The sequence below is a fragment of the Pseudomonas sp. GL-R-19 genome, assembly GCF_019956375.1.
Taxonomy (GTDB): Bacteria; Pseudomonadota; Gammaproteobacteria; order Pseudomonadales; family Pseudomonadaceae; genus Aquipseudomonas.
This window is the reverse complement of sequence record NZ_JAHBDJ010000017.1, coordinates 17,917-33,245: the sequence shown is the minus strand read 5'-3', so window position 1 is coordinate 33,245 and position 15,329 is coordinate 17,917. Positions and strand designations below refer to the sequence as shown.

Annotated in this window: 14 protein-coding genes and 3 pseudogenes; 5 read left to right on the top strand and 12 right to left on the bottom strand. The window is 59.1% G+C overall.

Going from position 1 to position 15,329, the window contains the following annotated elements:
- Window positions 1–55 precede the first annotated feature (55 nt).
- From KGA83_RS10450 to KGA83_RS10405, 10 genes are read right to left on the bottom strand one after another with little or no spacing between them, the layout of a single operon-like run.
- Window positions 56–1,693: a phytoene desaturase family protein gene (locus KGA83_RS10450; RefSeq protein ID WP_223529655.1), complete on the bottom strand. Its 1,638-nt coding sequence runs from the start codon at window positions 1,691–1,693 to the stop codon at window positions 56–58.
- A gap of 21 nt (window positions 1,694–1,714) precedes the next feature.
- On the bottom strand, window positions 1,715–2,086 hold the full coding sequence (gene fdxA / locus KGA83_RS10445) for a ferredoxin FdxA (RefSeq protein WP_223529653.1): 372 nt from the start codon (window positions 2,084–2,086) through the stop codon (window positions 1,715–1,717).
- Window positions 2,087–2,128: 42 nt separating this feature from the next.
- Window positions 2,129–3,634, bottom strand: a complete 1,506-nt coding sequence (locus tag KGA83_RS10440) for a phytoene desaturase family protein (protein WP_223529651.1) — start codon at window positions 3,632–3,634, stop codon at window positions 2,129–2,131.
- A gap of 39 nt (window positions 3,635–3,673) precedes the next feature.
- Window positions 3,674–4,429 (bottom strand): SDR family NAD(P)-dependent oxidoreductase, encoded by a 756-nt coding sequence (locus KGA83_RS10435; RefSeq protein ID WP_108217408.1) that lies wholly within the window; start codon window positions 4,427–4,429, stop codon window positions 3,674–3,676.
- 36 nt (window positions 4,430–4,465) lie between these two features.
- On the bottom strand, window positions 4,466–5,305 hold the full coding sequence (locus KGA83_RS10430) for an alpha/beta hydrolase (protein ID WP_108217407.1): 840 nt from the start codon (window positions 5,303–5,305) through the stop codon (window positions 4,466–4,468).
- Complete coding sequence (locus tag KGA83_RS10425; RefSeq protein ID WP_108217406.1) at window positions 5,302–6,825, bottom strand: phytoene desaturase family protein; 1,524 nt, start codon at window positions 6,823–6,825, stop codon at window positions 5,302–5,304. Before KGA83_RS10425 ends, KGA83_RS10430 begins: the two co-directional genes overlap by 4 nt.
- Complete coding sequence (locus KGA83_RS10420; RefSeq protein ID WP_108217405.1) at window positions 6,822–7,721, bottom strand: diiron oxygenase; 900 nt, start codon at window positions 7,719–7,721, stop codon at window positions 6,822–6,824. The genes KGA83_RS10425 and KGA83_RS10420 overlap by 4 nt, the downstream gene beginning before the upstream one ends.
- A 35-nt stretch (window positions 7,722–7,756) precedes the next feature.
- Window positions 7,757–8,023, bottom strand: coding sequence for an acyl carrier protein (locus tag KGA83_RS10415; protein ID WP_108217404.1), 267 nt, complete (start codon window positions 8,021–8,023; stop codon window positions 7,757–7,759).
- On the bottom strand, window positions 8,020–8,826 hold the full coding sequence (locus tag KGA83_RS10410) for a MaoC family dehydratase (protein ID WP_108217403.1): 807 nt from the start codon (window positions 8,824–8,826) through the stop codon (window positions 8,020–8,022). Before KGA83_RS10410 ends, KGA83_RS10415 begins: the two co-directional genes overlap by 4 nt.
- Before the next feature lie 2 nt (window positions 8,827–8,828).
- Window positions 8,829–10,097, bottom strand: coding sequence for a beta-ketoacyl-[acyl-carrier-protein] synthase family protein (locus KGA83_RS10405; RefSeq protein ID WP_108217402.1), 1,269 nt, complete (start codon window positions 10,095–10,097; stop codon window positions 8,829–8,831).
- Window positions 10,098–10,541: 444 nt separating this feature from the next.
- Between KGA83_RS10405 and KGA83_RS10400 the strand changes: the two genes are divergently transcribed.
- A complete protein-coding gene (locus KGA83_RS10400; RefSeq protein WP_108217401.1) occupies window positions 10,542–11,201 on the top strand; it encodes an acyl-homoserine-lactone synthase in 660 nt (219 codons plus the stop codon).
- 22 nt (window positions 11,202–11,223) lie between these two features.
- Here KGA83_RS10400 and KGA83_RS10395 read toward each other — a convergent pair whose 3' ends face one another.
- Window positions 11,224–11,952, bottom strand: a complete 729-nt coding sequence (locus KGA83_RS10395; protein WP_108217400.1) for a LuxR family transcriptional regulator — start codon at window positions 11,950–11,952, stop codon at window positions 11,224–11,226.
- 160 nt (window positions 11,953–12,112) lie between these two features.
- Here KGA83_RS10395 and KGA83_RS10390 point away from each other — a divergent pair.
- Window positions 12,113–12,454 (top strand): annotated as a pseudogene (locus tag KGA83_RS10390) (helix-turn-helix domain-containing protein); the annotation flags it as partial.
- Between the two features lie 82 nt (window positions 12,455–12,536).
- On the opposite strand, the pseudogene KGA83_RS10385 reads toward KGA83_RS10390, so the two are convergent.
- Window positions 12,537–12,644, bottom strand: a pseudogene (locus KGA83_RS10385) (terminase gpP N-terminus-related DNA-binding protein); the annotation flags it as partial.
- A 168-nt stretch (window positions 12,645–12,812) separates the two neighbouring features.
- On the opposite strand from KGA83_RS10385, the gene KGA83_RS10380 reads away from it, so the two are divergent.
- The 3 genes and pseudogenes from KGA83_RS10380 to KGA83_RS10370 form a co-directional block, all read left to right on the top strand.
- Window positions 12,813–13,643, top strand: coding sequence for a GPO family capsid scaffolding protein (locus KGA83_RS10380; protein WP_223529649.1), 831 nt, complete (start codon window positions 12,813–12,815; stop codon window positions 13,641–13,643).
- Window positions 13,644–13,685: 42 nt separating this feature from the next.
- Entirely contained in the window at window positions 13,686–14,006 is a 321-nt protein-coding gene (locus tag KGA83_RS10375) for a P2 family phage major capsid protein (protein WP_108217398.1), read from the top strand.
- Window positions 14,007–14,239: 233 nt separating this feature from the next.
- Window positions 14,240–15,312: pseudogene (locus tag KGA83_RS10370) on the top strand (tyrosine-type recombinase/integrase); the annotation flags it as partial.
- Between the last annotated feature and the right edge of the window lie 17 nt (window positions 15,313–15,329).

Below are 15,329 nucleotides of genomic sequence, written 5' to 3'. Positions count from 1 at the left end.
CGGTGAGCCCCATAGACGTCGTGGCGCGTCGGCAGGGCCCGCCTTGACCACGTACTCAGCTGGTTGCCGCTTCGGCGCGGGTGCCGACGTCCATCACCTGGTAGCGCACTTGACGACCGCAGACCGCAGCGGCCGCTTCCACCCCGCCAGTCATGGCGCCAAAAATACCATGCCCGGTACGGGTCGATGCGCCGCACAGGTACAGGTTGCGGATTTCAGTCTTGGCCCCTGGCCTGTTGTGCAGGAAGTACTCCGGGGTAAAGGCCAGACCGTAGGACGTGCCCCCTTCGGAGCCGATAAAGCGCGTCACTGAAAAAGGGGTCGAGACTTCCTGATACACGATGTGGTCCGACATTCCCGGAATCACCCGTTCAGCCAGGGCAATCAGCTGGCGGGCGTACCACTCTTTCTTCTCCAGGTACACAGGGTTGGTCCGGTAGCTACCATCCGTCAGTTCGGCCTGGGTCACGCCCCAGCTTTGCGGGGTGGAAGGCACCGCCGACATAAGCTGCAGGTTATAGATGCCTGGCGGGGCGATGGCCGGGTTATCCGGGTCTTTCATCGTTGCGTTACCGATGAACAGATGGGGCTCCTCGGGAAACTCTCCGGCGAACACCTCGCGGTAGGCCTTCTCATAATCGCAGCCAGGGTAGATGCGGTAGTTGGTGTTCTTCAGGCCCATGGCCTTGAGGTCCATGTCGATGCCGAGATAGACCACGCCCATGGCCGGTGACATCTCGAACTGTTCGGCACGACGCACGGTCTGTGGCTTGAGGTGTTCACGGCCAATCAGGCCAAGCAGGGCCTGCTTGATATCGGCGTTGCAGATCACCGCGTCCGCCTTGACCACCCGCTTGCCCAAGTGCTTGTTGCTGAACTCGACGCCCACGGCACGACCGTTCTCGATCAGGATACGTTCGACCTTGGATCGCAGGAGGATCTTGCCGCCCTTTCGCTCGACCACCTCGCCCAACTTGTCGGAGAACATCTGGCCGCCACCCGAGGGGTAATAGGAACCCTGCAGGAAGTGGTTGACCACCGCGGCATGGCCAGCCATGGTCGCGCGGCTCGGCGGCTGGTGATAGACCCCCAGCTGCCCGGTCAGGATGGCCCGAAGGCGTTGATTCTGCGTACAGGTGTCGAGGAACTGCGCCACCGTCGATTTGGCATGCCGCATCAGCATCCAAGAGCGTGGCAGCACCCACAGCGCGGTCAGCGGCCGCGAGTGGATGCCCATGAAATCCCAGACCTGCTGCAGCATCTTGAAGTAGCGGTTGATTCCCGCTCGTTCCTTGGGAAATGCCTCCAGCAGCTTCTCGCGAAAGCGTTCATAGCCACGGGGAACCGCGAACTGGAAGTCGGGAAAACACAGGGTTTCGAACCCCTCCGGGTCCTGTTCGATAAATTTGATTTCACCATCATTGATACCTGCACCCCGCAAAATCCGCGGAATCAGACCGTGCTTGCCACAGTCACCGATGTAGTGCAGGCCGACGTCGAACTCATAGTCCTTGCCCTTGCGGTGGAACACCGTGGCACAGCCGCCCATTTCATAGTGCATGTCGAGCACCAGTACCTGCTTGCCGCGATTGGCCAGGGTCGCGGCAGCCGTCAGGCCACCGATGCCGGCGCCAACTACGATCACGTCAAAGGTGTCGCTTTCGAGGGTCTTGAATCGATCAAAACTTTGCATGGATAAGGTTCCAGTCGCGCATCAGGCATGGGCCAGGTGGTGGTCGCGGGTCGGATCGACCGCCTCGGCCTCACGTATCAGGTGGGGCAGCTTGTTCGGCTTGCGGCTCCAGTGTTCATGGTTCGCCAATGGCGGAATCTGCTGCAGGATCACCGGCCAGTGCTTGACCAGCTCGGCGTTGAGTTCGATGAAATGCCGGTTGCTGTCATCGAGCTGGTTCTCCGGCTGAATCGCTTCCTCCGGACACTCGGGCAGACACAGGCCACAGTCGACGCACTCCTGAGGGTTGATGGCGATAAAGTTGGGCCCCAGGTGGAAAGCATCCGCGGGGCAGATATCGACGCAGCTGGTGTGGCGGCATTGAATGCAGTTGTCAGTCACTACGTAGGTCATGGTGCGTCTCGTAAAAATCTGGTTTGACGGGGAAGTCGCCACTCAGAAGTAGCGGTCGACCAACAAACGCGCCGACAACATCGTCCCGATGAAACCTGCGCCCGGGAATGTCCAGGCCCCGACCTGGTACAGCCCCTTGACCGGGTATTTCTGCGGGAAACGGTTGAACAGGCCGGATTGTCGGGTGTTCTGCTCGAAGCCGTAGATCGCGCCCTCCGGGTTATGGGTGAACTTGGTCATGGTGCGTGGCGAGCCGCTCTCGCAGACCTCTATGTGCCGACTCAGGCCTGGAATGACTCGTTCGGCGTTGGCGATCAGCAGCTCGGTGAGTTCAAGCTTCTTGCGCCTGTAGTCGAGCTTGCCCAGCGAGTGCCACTCGCTGGCGCCCGTCAGCGTGAACAGGCCCAGGCTGGACTTTCCGGCCGGTACCATCGAAGCATCGACGTTGGAGAAGTAGTTGATCGACCAACTGGTGTTGTCGCCATGCAGCTCCCCGCCCTGGATATGCTCGAACTGTTCGCGCTGGGTTTTCTGCGGGGCGAAGAAGTGGATGTACTCCTCGGGGCCCACTCCCAACTCGCTCAGCGGGCAATCGAGCCCCAGGTAGACTTGAAACCCGGACACCGACAACTTGAGCCGGCGCAGTCGCGAGCGGTACCTGGCGTCGAAGTGCTGCTCGCCAGCCAGTGCCACGACCGCATGGGGCGAAATATTGGCCACAACATTGCGCGCCTTGACCCTGCCCGACTTGCGCGTTACCACGCCGCCGATTCGCCCGCGTTCAATCACGATCTGGTTGACCGCTGACTCCAGCTCGACCCGGCCGCCATGTTGCTCGATCACTTCGACCAGGGCATTGGACAATGCCTGGGAGCCGCCCTTGATCGAATAGCCGCCGTTCTCCAGATAGTCGATAAAGGGATAGGAAAAGTACCCGAACGCCAGGTCCTTGGCCGGTAGACCGTAGTAGCTCCATTGCGCCGACAGCACTTCCTTCAAGCGTTCGTTGGAGGTGAAACGCGAGAAGTAGTGATCCACCGTTTCATGGCCATACTTGAGCACCCGCGGATAGATCATGGGCGTCGCCACCAACCTCATCCAGAAAGGTTTGCGCGAATACAGAAAGCCGCACAAGTCCTTGTAGTTGCGCTGAGACTCGGCAAACAGGCGATTGATGTTGTCGACTTCCTCGGGAAAGAAACGGAACAACTCGCGTTTGTAACCTTCCAGGTCTCGGTGTCCAACCGTTATGTCGATGTCCTGAGAGCGATAGCGATACAGGGTCGGGTGATGAAGAAACTCGACTTTGTCCGCCACGCCACAGGCCTCGATGACATTGAACGACTCGGCGCCACGTACCACGCCGTCGAACGAATGCAGCGAAACATCGAAGTTGAAATCCTTGCGCCGAAAATTGCTGGCATAACCGCCGGGTACATTGTGCTTTTCCACCACCAGTACCTTCTGGCCTCGCTGCGCCATAAGGCTGGCACTCGCCAGCGCGCCAAGGCCCGCGCCGACGAAAACGGTATCGTATTCTTGACTCATTACATCTCCAGGCTCTGCGGCCTGATCCAGACAGCTAAATCAGACCGTCAGGCCGCCGTCGATTACGAATGTCTGACCGGTGATGTAGTCGGCCTGGGTCGACAGCAGAAAGCTGGCCAAGGCCGCCACTTCACGCACTTCACCGAAGCGCCTGAGGGGGATGGTGTCGGTGATCGACTTGCGCACCGGGTCGGCGATCTGCTCGACCATCTCCGTGGCAATGAAACCTGGGGCGATGGCGTTGACGTTGATCTTGAACCGCGCCAATTCCAGGGCCATGGTCTTGGTAATGCCGATCATCGCCGCCTTGGTCGCTGAATAACTCAACTGCCCCTTGTTACCCTTGAACCCACTGACGGAGGACATGTGCAAGATCTTGCCGCGACGCTCGGCGGCCATCGCCGGCGCCAGGCATTTACTGAAATACACCGCCGAATCGAGGTTGGTCGCGACCACATCGCGGTAACGCTCGATATCGAACTTCAGCAACAGCTGATCGCCGGTCACCCCCATGTTGTTGATCAAGCCATAGGGCTCGCCGAGGGTCTCCACCAACTGTGCACACACTGCCTCGACCGAACCGTGGTCCCGCCCGTCACAGGCATGCCCATGGGCCCAGCCACCGCTGGCCGCCACTTCCCGCTCCAGTTGCAAAGCCGCGTCGGCCGAGGACTGGTAGGTGAAAGCGACCTGATACCCTTCCCGTGCCAGGGCCGAGACCAGTGCGCGTCCAATGCCACGACTGCCGCCACTGACCAGCACCCATTTGCCGTTTGAAGACTGCTGAACATCCATGATCTACATCCTTTAGCCTGATGGTCCTTGCCGTTGTTACGCGGGCACGACAGGTGTTTGAGCTTCTGCACGATTGAAGAAATCGAAGATTTCCTCGAAGTAGCGGTCCCGATGCTTCTTGTGGTTTTCCAAGTGACGACAGCCCTCGAAACCGACCATATGTAGCGCCTCGCAATCCAGGCTGAGCCCCGCCACGCTGGCAGCCGGGATAAAGCGGTCGTTGAGCCCGTAGAAATAGGCGATCGGTAGATCGCGCACGCCCTGCAACGAGTGATCAATGGCACAGGTCCCCGTGGGGACCGCCAGACGGCTGCCGCTGATCCAGCGCATAGCGAGTCGCAGCGGTCCGCGGGTGAAGTAGCTGCGCACCGAAACCGGCACACTGTCCAGCACCGCCGAGGTAAAGGGCGTGGTATCGCGCGCCAGGGCATGGGACAGGTGATAGCCGCCAAACGAACAGCCCACCAGGTGGATGGGCAGGCCGGGGTTGTCCCGGATCACTCGCCGGGCAATCGCCAGCACATCGTCGGCAAACGCGTGGCCGCCGATGGTGCTGCGGCCGAAGCCTTTGAAGTTGAAGGCGACCACGTGATAACCCTGGTCGAGAAACGCCTGATCCAGTTTGTTCTCGAAAAAGTAATGCATGCCGTACTTGAGGAACGGATGGCACAAGAGCACCACGCCCCGAGGGTGCATGGCGGTGGTGCGCAGGGACGCCCCCTCGAGCCGGCTGCCGTCGCGTGCGACTTCGACAAAGCCTGCCGCACGACTTGGCACGTCGCGCTTCCAGCCTTGTACCTGGCGGAACATTGTCCGGATGAACAGCTTGGAAATGGCGACACCCAGCCAACCGGTCGATTGCTCGTTTTTGCTCATGCTCGCTTCCATTGTCTGGCCTTCATCTCGGCATAACCGAATGCCGCTTCGTAACTGGGACCCGCCACCCAGGCGCTGAGGAACTGCACGCCCTGCACCGGGAAGCCGTGATGGAATACATGGCCGCTGAGATCGGTACCCACCATCGCCCCATAACCCGAACCGTCGGTGTTGTTGGTGAAGCGCACATAGGTGTGGGGCGTGGCAACCTCGGTATGCAGCACATGTCCGCGCAGCCCCGGCACCTGGCTCAACAGACGCTCCACCAGGGTGTCGCTGGCCCGTTGTTTCTTGGCGCGGTATTGCGCTGTGCGGCGCTGCGGCCAATGGGCGATCGAGTCGAGCACGTTGATACACACCACCAGGCCCCCAGCCGGGTCCAGGGCGTGATAGTTGGTGACCTCGATCGGCGACATCTCCCAGAATGCCCGCTCACTGAGCGCCGCCTCATAACCGCTGCGTTCGGCGGCCATGCGCAGCTCGGCGCCTGCCGCCGGATCACCGGCGAACAGCATCGATTCGCTATGCAGCAGGCCAAGTTGCGCCGGTGGCAGGTCGGTCACCAGGTACACCGTGGTGGTCGAGCGTGCCGGTTTCAGCGCGGTGAGTTTCTCCCGAGTGGCCGCCAGCTCCACATCCGCCGCGAACAGTGACTGCACCGCGTAGTGCGGTGAAGCGTTGATGTACACCCGCGAAGAATGGAATACGCCACGATTGGTGCTGACGCCCGTGGCATTGCCTTGCCCATCGGTGAGCACCCCATCGACACCTGTGCTGAGCAGGATCTGCCCACCGGCCTGTTCAATCCGCTGCGCCAGTAGATTGGACAGGTGCTGGGAGGAGCCCATGACATAGGCGTTGCCACGGTTGAGCGTGGCGTACACCACATGCAGGTAGTACAGGTAGCCCAGGTCTTCCGAGTAGCCACCGACGTAGATTCCCGGTGCCGCCAGGATCTCGATCAGGTACGGATCGTCGAACAGCTCGTGCAGCGCCTGACGCACGGTCTTGTGCTTCAGGTTGCGATGCGCGAAACGCAACTGGGCCATGTCCGGCTCAAAGGTGCCGTCCAGCATCTGGAACTGGTAGTAGCCGTTGCGCCCGTAAGTTCGAACGTGCTCGAAGAAGGTCGCGATGGCCTCGGCCTGATGGGGAAAACGCTCGACCAACAGCTGTTGCACACCGTCCGCGTCATTGGCCAGCGGCAGCGCCATGCCGTCCTGGTAGGCGCAGAAGTAGTCCTGGGGATAGACCAGGTCCAGTGTCTCTTCCAGCTCCAGATTACGCAGGATACGGATCAGGTTGCCGCCCTCGGCCATGCCACTGAGCTTATGCAGACTGCAGTCGAACACCGCGTCCTGTTTCGGCCGACTGAACGTGGAGGCATACCCGCCGACAACAATATGCTTGTCGACTACCAGCAAGCGCACCCCGGGGTCACGTTTGACCAGCATGGCCGCACAGGCCAGGCTGGTGATCCCGGCACCGACGAAGATCGCGTCCCAGGACGGCTGGCTCATTGGCGCAGCCCCAACTTGTCGACCCAGGCGTAGATCTCGGCAAAGCGCATGGCATTGAGCCGGGCGTTGTGGGCCGAGCGCCAGACCTCCTCGATCTTCGCCTTGTCATCCACCGCGATCGGAAACTCGAACGAGGTGTGCCGGGCGATTTCCGGGTTATAGGTGAACATGTCGATCAACGCCGGAATGATTCTGCGACTCATGGCCTTCACCTGGGCGATAGACTCCAGGCTGGCCGTTTCAAAGAACGACTCGCTGATCCAGCGACCGAAGGCGATGTGCCGGGCCTCGTCATGATGATGCTCACGGAACATGGTACGGGTCATAGGTTCGATGCCTGGGCCCTGGGACGTGTGCATCGCACCCATTTCCGCGACCCACTCGATCAGCAGAGTGAACAGCACGCCTACCGCGGGCTCCATTTTCGGCAGTGTCTGGGTCAGCAATTCGTAGAGACCCACCGGCGGGTTCCACAATTGCAGGCCGGCCTTGCCCATGAAGCGCTTGAAGGTCAGGGTGTGAACGATCTCCTCCTTGGAGAAGATCATCAGGTACTCCTGCAGGTCCTGGGAGATGCGATCGTGGAATTGGGTGACATAACCCATGTACAGCGGCGGAATAGTCTGCTCCAGCCAGATGAACATGGAGATGTCACGGCCGGTTTCCAGCCAGGCCAGTTCCAGCTTCTGTGCCTCGCTCAGGCCTTCACAGAAACGAGTGCCGTTGATCCACAGATGATCGGGGTCCTTCGGGTACAGGCTGCGATCGACCTCCTGGTCCCAGGGCAATACGGTCGCGTGGTCCATGGTCTTGTGGTGCGAGACCTCGCTCAGCTTGCGGACCTTCGATTCCCTTGCTTCTGAAATGGTGAGCACACTATTGGTCTGCGTGGACATTCCCTTGCTCCTATCCGTAACGGTAGACCTGCCAGTCAGGCAGGGACGGCGGCCGATTCCTTGAACTCGACCACGAACTCGCACAGCTGGCGCAGCGTGGAAATCTTGCGGCTGGCGAACGAATCGGGATCCAGCGCCACGCCGATCTTCTTCTGCACCACTAGCTGCATCTCGACGAAGTCCAGGCTATCGAACGCCATCGATTCGATGTTGGTATCGAGGGTCACATCGTTTTCGTCGACATCCTTGAGTTCCAGAATGAGGTCGCGAACAACAGCAAATACTTTCTCTACAGTGGTCATTGCACAGCTCCTTGGTGGGTTGAAAGTGTCTTTGCCATCAGCCCGAGAGTGATGGTCATCACGTGGCGATCGCTGACATGCACCCCAAGATCGAGGGTGCCCACGGCCTTGCCAGGGCTTTCAATCAGGTGGATGTTGTCGATCTCACAGCGAATATCGGTCTGCAACTTGCCCAGCGAGCGCAGCGACGTGCAGAAGGTGATCTGGTGGCTGGTCTGCACCACCAGGTGATCTGACAGATCCTCAAGCCGGTCCGGCCGCTGTCGTTGACGGAACTGCGGGGACAGGCAATCGAAGATCACTCCCAGATGGTTACGAATGAAGTGGGAAAAGATCAGTGCATCGAGCGCGACCCAATCATCGACCCCCCGGCCCAGGTCATCACGAAACTGTGCGAGCCAGGCCGCGACCTCCTCGCGTGCCAGCAGGAAGCCCGGGGTTGTGGATAACCAGACCGGCGCTTCGACGATACGTACATGGCCGATCATGTGTTCACTGTCGCCGCCGCTCGAGTGCAACTTGAACCCCGTGCTGTCGCTGCGCTCGCGGGTCGACAGGGCTACCGGGCTGTCGCGCAGCACCGGAGCCTTGAGCAGCGCCTTGAACTGCATCCAGTCCTGGGGCAGCACCTGATTGACGCGCCCCATGCGATGCTTGACCGGCAGTAGCGCGAGCATGCCATGCACCACCACATCGGCTGCGTCCATGCGGCGCGCCGCCTCACGGTCGAAGTGGATCGGGTTGCGATCACCGGAGAGGCCGGCCCAGGCCTCGATCTGCTCGGCTCCGAATTGCAACTGCATGATCAGACCACCTTGCGCAGCATGATGCCGGCGTTGGCACCACCGAAGCCGAAGCTCAGGTTCAGCACGTTATTCAGGGTCTGCCCATGCAGATGCTCGTTGGGCACGTAGTTGAGGTCGCAGTCAGGATCGGCCTCATCCATGTGGATAGTCGCCGGGATGGTGCCACGGGCCATGGCCTTGAGGCAGAAGACCGCCTCCATGGAACCGGCGGCACCGATCAGGTGGCCGGTGTAGGACTTGGTGCTGGACATCGGAATGCCGTATGCGGCGTCCCCCAGGGCCAGCTTGATCGAGCGGGTTTCGTTGACATCGTTGAGCGGTGTCGAGGTGCCGTGCAGGTTGACGTAGTCGATCTGCGAAGCCTGCACGCCTGCCTGCTTGCAGACGTCATTGATCACCCGTACCCGGGCCTGCATGTCTTCGGCCGGGGCTGTCATGTCGTAGGCGTCCGAATAGTTAGCGTAGCCGGTGATCTCGCCGAGAATCTTCACGCCCCGTGCCCGGGCCGACTCATAGTCCTCCAGGCATAGCACAGCCGCGCCCTCGGAGAGCACGAAGCCGCTGCGTCCCTTGCTGAACGGGCAGCAGGCCAGACGCGTGTTTTCCTGCTCTTTGCTCAGGGCCTGGATGACATCCACCGACCAGACGTTGAACTGCTCTTTCAAGGACTCACTGCCACCAGCGATCATCACCTTGGCGCGGCCGCTGCGAATCGCCTCGTAAGCCTCACCAATGGCGATGGTGCCCGTGGCGCAGGCTGCAACCGGGCTGTTCTGGATACCACGCATGTTCCAGTTCATGGTGATACCGGCGGTCGCGGCATTGCACATCGACATGACGGTGGCGAAGGAAGTGGAGATGCCGTGCTTACGGTATTCGTTGTTATTGCAGTTGGCGGTGTCGAGCCCACCCCAACCGGTGCCCAGGATCACGCCGCGATCAAAGGGCGAGACGATCTCATCCAGGGGCGTATCACCGAACGCCATGCGGATCGCCTCGTGGGTGGCCACCAGGCTGTATTTGGCGAACAACGGCAACATCTTGGAGATTTTCTTCGAAAACGGACGCATCGCTTCACGACCGAAGTCATCGATAAAGCCAAAGTAACGCGCATGGATGCTCGGATCGTCGAACCTGTGCTGACGGTAACCGACCTGGTAATCCATCATTGCGTCCCAGATGGCGTCGACATTCTCGCCGAGCGAGCAGATGGCGCCATAACCGGTTACAACGACCCGGCGCGGTTCTGAAGAAGCGGACTTTTCCATGATCTTCCCTGTTTCGATGTCTTGACTGGAATGCCGCACAGCGTGAATAAGCCTGATCCAGACGCTCAGACTGTCATTGGCATGTTCGGCGATATAGGCAAGTGGAGCACTCGCAAGTACAAACCATGACGCCTTGGTTGGAACATTCGTCCAGCATTGAAAAGTTCAGCGCTGCGGCGTCATAGGGGGCTTAACCACTGCCCGGCATAAGTTGCCGTAGTTACCCAGAGAGAACAACTGTATCTAGGTGCAGATAGCGCGATGAAAATCAAACTATGCAACCTGCAACTGCACCTAAGTACAGGTTGCCGCTGGGCGGACATTGTTAAACTAACAATGGTCGCGCGATTGATTTTTCGTACCCGGAAGTTCATTCCCCGCGACCTGTACGAGCCGCACCACTTAGTACTTAAGTACCAGTTCCCATGGAAGAACGTTAATAACATGAAAGCTATCGAGTTCCACGCGCTTGACTATAGTGCGACACCCCACGCCTGGGTCGCCGACTTGTATCGCCTGCGCAAGGAAGTATTCGCTGATCGTTTAAGTTGGAAGGTCAATATAAACAACGGCATCGAGTTCGATGAATACGACAGCGAGCGGACGACCTACCTGATCGGTACCTGGGAGGGTGTCCCCTTGGCCGGCCTGCGCCTGATCAGCACTCTGGATCCCTATATGGTCGAAGGGCCGTTCCGTGACTTTTTCCGCTGCGAGCCGCCCAAGCACGCGCTGATGGCCGAGTCCAGTCGCTTCTTCGTCGACAAGATCCGATCACGCCAATACGGCCTGGCCCAGGCACCGCTGACCGAAATGCTGCTCTTTTGCATGCACAACTATGCCGCAGGCAGTGGCCTGGAATCGATCATCACCGTGGTTAGCAATGCCATGGGACGGGTCGTACGCAACGCCGGCTGGCACTACGAAGTGCTGGATACCGGCGAAGCCTCTCCGGGGGAAAAGGTGCTGCTGCTGAACATGCCGGTAACCGAGTTCAATCGTCAGCGGCTGATGTCCAGTATTGCGCGCAAGCAACCCTTGTCATCCACGCAGGCAAGCCAGTGGCCGCATCGTCTGTACATCCGCGACACACCGCTCGGTTAGCCCAAGCGGATCAGCGCCTGAATCAGAGGATGCCTAGGCGTCGAGCCTCATAAACCGCCTGCTTGGCATTGCAGACCTGCAGTTTTCCGGAAATGTTGGACATGTGAAATTTGACCGTACGCTCGGAAATCGCGCAGATCAGCGCGATTTCCCGGTAGGACTTGCCCATCATCACCCACTTGAGCACCCCCATCTCCTTGCCCGAAAGTGGCCCACTCTGAAGTTTGGAAAACAGTTCATCCACCGTCCGCAGGCTCAACAGTCGGCTATGAAAGCGGATCAGTGCCATCTGTATCTGCCCCTGCTGGTCGGCCATGCGGCGATCGAAGTCGGCTTGCTGCCCGCCGTTGCAAAGACTCAACGAACTGAACACTCCACAGGGGTCATGCAGGATAAAGGTGGCGCCGGAGCAGATCCGGTATTGGCTGGAACGTCGAAACAACTCCCGACTCTTGTCACAGGAAACAGCCTGGAGCGCATCACTCCAAGAAAATGGCGCGCAACTTTTAAGACCGTGATGAATGATCGGATCGATCAAATGATAGTTGGCTCCCTTATAGGCTTTCAGCCAGGGCGATGGATAATCTGAGATAATAAGAGGAGCCGTTTCACGATTTCGAGGAACAGCAAAGTAGGCATAGCTTAATCCCTGAAGGTCCCCCAACAGGTTTTCAAGTTCGGATTGTAAACAGACGCTTGAATGACTCTCGTCGGCCGGGACGAAATCAGAGTATTTGAATTGACTATCCATGTCATGAGCTCATTATCCTTCAGGATTACCTCAACTCTGCGGAAACGGCGAAGACAATGCAAGTTTTTTCATTATACCTGGCGCGTGAGTGCGTAGCACTGACATACAAGGCGGTTAATTCCGGTACGCTGGCGGGCTATATTCGACTATGACCTAAGGCAAACTCAGCGTTGAAGAACGCGTCGCCATCCAGCTCGGCCAAGCCCAAGGCTTTAGTCAGCGAAGGATCACCTGCTTGATCAACCGAGCGCCCTCGACGGTAAGCCGGGCGCTGCGCCGCAACCAAGAGGCCTGTAGCCGCTATTCGGTACGTACTTGGAGCTGTCGAAGCATGGCTCGAGTCGCCGGCATTTCACCGGCCAGCGTCCAGCGGATATGGGCCGCCAACGATATAAAACCGCACCTGACACGCACCTTCAAGCTGTCCGACGACCCGAACTTCGAAGAGAAATTCTGGGACGTCATCGGGCTGTATCTGGCGCCTCCCGATAAAGCCCTGGTAGAGAGAGCTTCTGGATCTCAATGCCGTCATAGTTGACCGCCTACCTAATGGATATGTGATCTGTCCCGTACAGCCATTTGTTTTCCTTTTCGCCCGTAGCCTCGGCAATCTCGCAGACGCGCCACCCCATCCAGTACAGAAACTTGGATTGGCGGCGGGGATCGATGGGCAGCAATTCGGTCATAGTCATGGCCGCGATGCTGCCGCCCGCGCTCGCGACTCAATAGCGCAGCCCTTTGTACCGCCCTTCCCTACAGTCCCACCTCGTTGCCGCCACTCGCGCGCGTCACGACCATGCCCTCATCGCAACGCACTGCTCACCCACCAGCAGGCGCCCCACGCAATGAGGATTCCCGGCATGAAGAAGTTTCGCAGCAACTGGTTCCGCGTCGCTGTCGAGGGCGCAACCTCGGACAGGCGCACCATCAAGCGCAACTGGCTGGAACAGGCCACGACGAACTTCAACCCGTCCACCTACGGCGCCCGCATCTGGCTGGAGCACTACCGCAGCGTGCTACCCGATGGCCCGGTCAAGGCCTATGGCGACGTGCTGGCGGTGAAGACCGAAGAAGTGGGCATCGGTGGCCAGAAGAAACTGGCCCTGTTCGCCCAGGTCGAGCCGGCCGCCGAACTGATCGCCCTGAACAAGGCCAAGCAGAAGGTCTACACCTCGATTGAAATTGACGACAGCTTCGCCGACACCGGCGAGGCCTACATCGTCGGCCTTGGCATCACCGATTCCCCGGCCAGCCTCGGCACCGACGTGCTGTCGTTCTCAGCCCAGAAACCTGACGCCAGCCCGTTCAAGGATCGCCACTACTCCGCGACCTCGATGTTCACTGAGGCACTGGAGACCGTGCTGACATTCGAGGCAATCGAAGACAAGCCCAGCCTCGGCGCCCAACTGTTCAGCAAGGTGCAAACCCTGCTCAAGGGCAAACAAGCCAAGGACGACAACGAATTCACCCAGATCAGCCAAGCCGTCGAAACCGTCGCCGAGCACGTCAAAGACCTGCCCGAACAACTGGCTGCCGGGAAGAAGTTTTCCGCTGGGCTAAAGACGCAAATCGAACAGGTCAGCACCGACCTGAAAGAGCTGAAAAACAGGCTCTCCACCACCCAGGACCACAACCAAACGAAGCGCCCTCCGGTCACCGGTGGCGACAACCAGGTCATGACCGACTGCTGACAGCCGGCCCACCCACAGCCCCGAATACCGAAGGACGACACCATGCGCAACGATACCCGCACCCACTTCAACGCCTACCTCGGTCAGTTGGCCAAGCTGCACGGCGTGCCGAACGTGGCCACCAAATTCGCAACCGCGCCAAGCGTCACCCAGACCCTGGAAACCCGCATGCAGGAACCCAGTCAATTCCTCAGCGCGATCAACATCTACGGCGTGACCGAACAGATGGGCGAAAAGATCGGCATGGGCATCGGCGGCCCGAACGCCGGCACCACTGACACCACCCTGAAAGACCGCGAAACCACCGACATCACCACCCTCGACCGGATGCGTAAGGGGATGAAAGTTACGCCTACGAAGTGATCAGCGGCAACGAGTTGCGGAGCAGAGGCTGGTTTTTGCGGAGCAAAGAAATAAGGGCCTGCATGAGGTATCTCACGCAAGCCCTTGATATATATGGTCGGAGTCGGAATCGAACCTTTCTCTTTGTTATTGAAAATAAAGGGAATTTTTGAGTTAAAAAATTTTCTACCTCTATGTGTACCCTCAGTCTGCGAGTAGCCTAGGTATTGAGCGTTGCTACCGGTTTCCACCGACAAGTAAAAACAACGAAGGTGCAAACGCTGACCGTCCAAGATCTGGCCAAGGCGTGGCTGTTGGATGGCGTGGCGCGCAAAGACGGTAATGCTGAATTGCAGCGCCGTTTTACCAAGGATCTCTTTCCGGCACTCGGCAAGACAGCGGTGAGCAATGTGTCCGAACACGATGTTCGGGCGCTGATCCGGGCCGTGGTCAACCGCGGCGCTCACCGGCAAGCCATCAGCTTCTTCGCCGACCTCACTCAGATGTTCAGCTGGGCCAGAAAGCGCCAACCTTGGCGGGCGTTACTGGTTGAGGGTGATCCGACTGAACTGGTTGACATCTCCCCCCTAACCCCTGGCGACTACGAGGCCCTCCCTGCCGGGCAAAAGTACGAGGGCATTCGACCACTGAAGAAGGAGACCCAACTCGCGCTCTGGATCAGCCTCGGCACCTTGTGCCGGATTGGCAAGTTACTGCAGGCCGAATGGAAGAACGTCGATCTGGACCAGCAGACCTGGTTACTTCCCTGTGAAAATGTCAAAGGCACTCGCGGCAAAAAACAGGACCACCATGTCTTCCTCTCCCCTTTCGCCCTGCATTTTTTCAGGAACTCAAGACCCTGACGGGACATTCCCAGTGGTGTTTCCCCAACAAGCAGGATGATGGGCATGTGGATGTGAAAGTGGTGAGTAAACAGGTCGGCGATCGTCAGGCCCGGTTCAAAAACCGCAAGGTCCTCTCACGACGGCGCCACGACGACACCCTGGTCCTGGCCGACGGCCAAAACGGCGACTGGACGCCGCATGACCTGCGCCGCACGACAGCGACCATGATGCAGGCGTCGGGGGTCGGCCTGGACGTTATCGACCGCTGTCAGAACCATGTGCTGGCCGGCTCCCAGGTGAGACGCCACTACCTGCATCACGATTATGCCGAAGAGAAGAAGAGTGCCTGGAACCTGCTAGGCGATCGGCTCGGTACGGTGTTGTCCTCAACTTGTGAGCATTCACCGGCCGAGTCGATGATGTTTTTTCCAGCGTACGCCGCGACAGGATCCCTACCGCTGTTGGCGCCGACGCCGAATTAACCCCATTGCCGAGATGT

Bases quoted from the DNA above. Each gene is read 5' to 3' on its own strand.
- KGA83_RS10450 (WP_223529655.1), bottom strand. From the start codon at position 1,693: ATGCAAAGTTTTGATCGATTCAAGACCCTCGAAAGCGACACCTTTGAC.
- fdxA (WP_223529653.1), bottom strand. From the start codon at position 2,086: ATGACCTACGTAGTGACTGACAACTGCATTCAATGCCGCCACACCAGC.
- KGA83_RS10440 (WP_223529651.1), bottom strand. From the start codon at position 3,634: ATGAGTCAAGAATACGATACCGTTTTCGTCGGCGCGGGCCTTGGCGCG.
- KGA83_RS10435 (WP_108217408.1), bottom strand. From the start codon at position 4,429: ATGGATGTTCAGCAGTCTTCAAACGGCAAATGGGTGCTGGTCAGTGGC.
- KGA83_RS10430 (WP_108217407.1), bottom strand. From the start codon at position 5,305: ATGAGCAAAAACGAGCAATCGACCGGTTGGCTGGGTGTCGCCATTTCC.
- KGA83_RS10425 (WP_108217406.1), bottom strand. From the start codon at position 6,825: ATGAGCCAGCCGTCCTGGGACGCGATCTTCGTCGGTGCCGGGATCACC.
- KGA83_RS10420 (WP_108217405.1), bottom strand. From the start codon at position 7,721: ATGTCCACGCAGACCAATAGTGTGCTCACCATTTCAGAAGCAAGGGAA.
- KGA83_RS10415 (WP_108217404.1), bottom strand. From the start codon at position 8,023: ATGACCACTGTAGAGAAAGTATTTGCTGTTGTTCGCGACCTCATTCTG.
- KGA83_RS10410 (WP_108217403.1), bottom strand. From the start codon at position 8,826: ATGCAGTTGCAATTCGGAGCCGAGCAGATCGAGGCCTGGGCCGGCCTC.
- KGA83_RS10405 (WP_108217402.1), bottom strand. From the start codon at position 10,097: ATGGAAAAGTCCGCTTCTTCAGAACCGCGCCGGGTCGTTGTAACCGGT.
- KGA83_RS10400 (WP_108217401.1), top strand. From the start codon at position 10,542: ATGAAAGCTATCGAGTTCCACGCGCTTGACTATAGTGCGACACCCCAC.
- KGA83_RS10395 (WP_108217400.1), bottom strand. From the start codon at position 11,952: ATGGATAGTCAATTCAAATACTCTGATTTCGTCCCGGCCGACGAGAGT.
- KGA83_RS10380 (WP_223529649.1), top strand. From the start codon at position 12,813: ATGAAGAAGTTTCGCAGCAACTGGTTCCGCGTCGCTGTCGAGGGCGCA.
- KGA83_RS10375 (WP_108217398.1), top strand. From the start codon at position 13,686: ATGCGCAACGATACCCGCACCCACTTCAACGCCTACCTCGGTCAGTTG.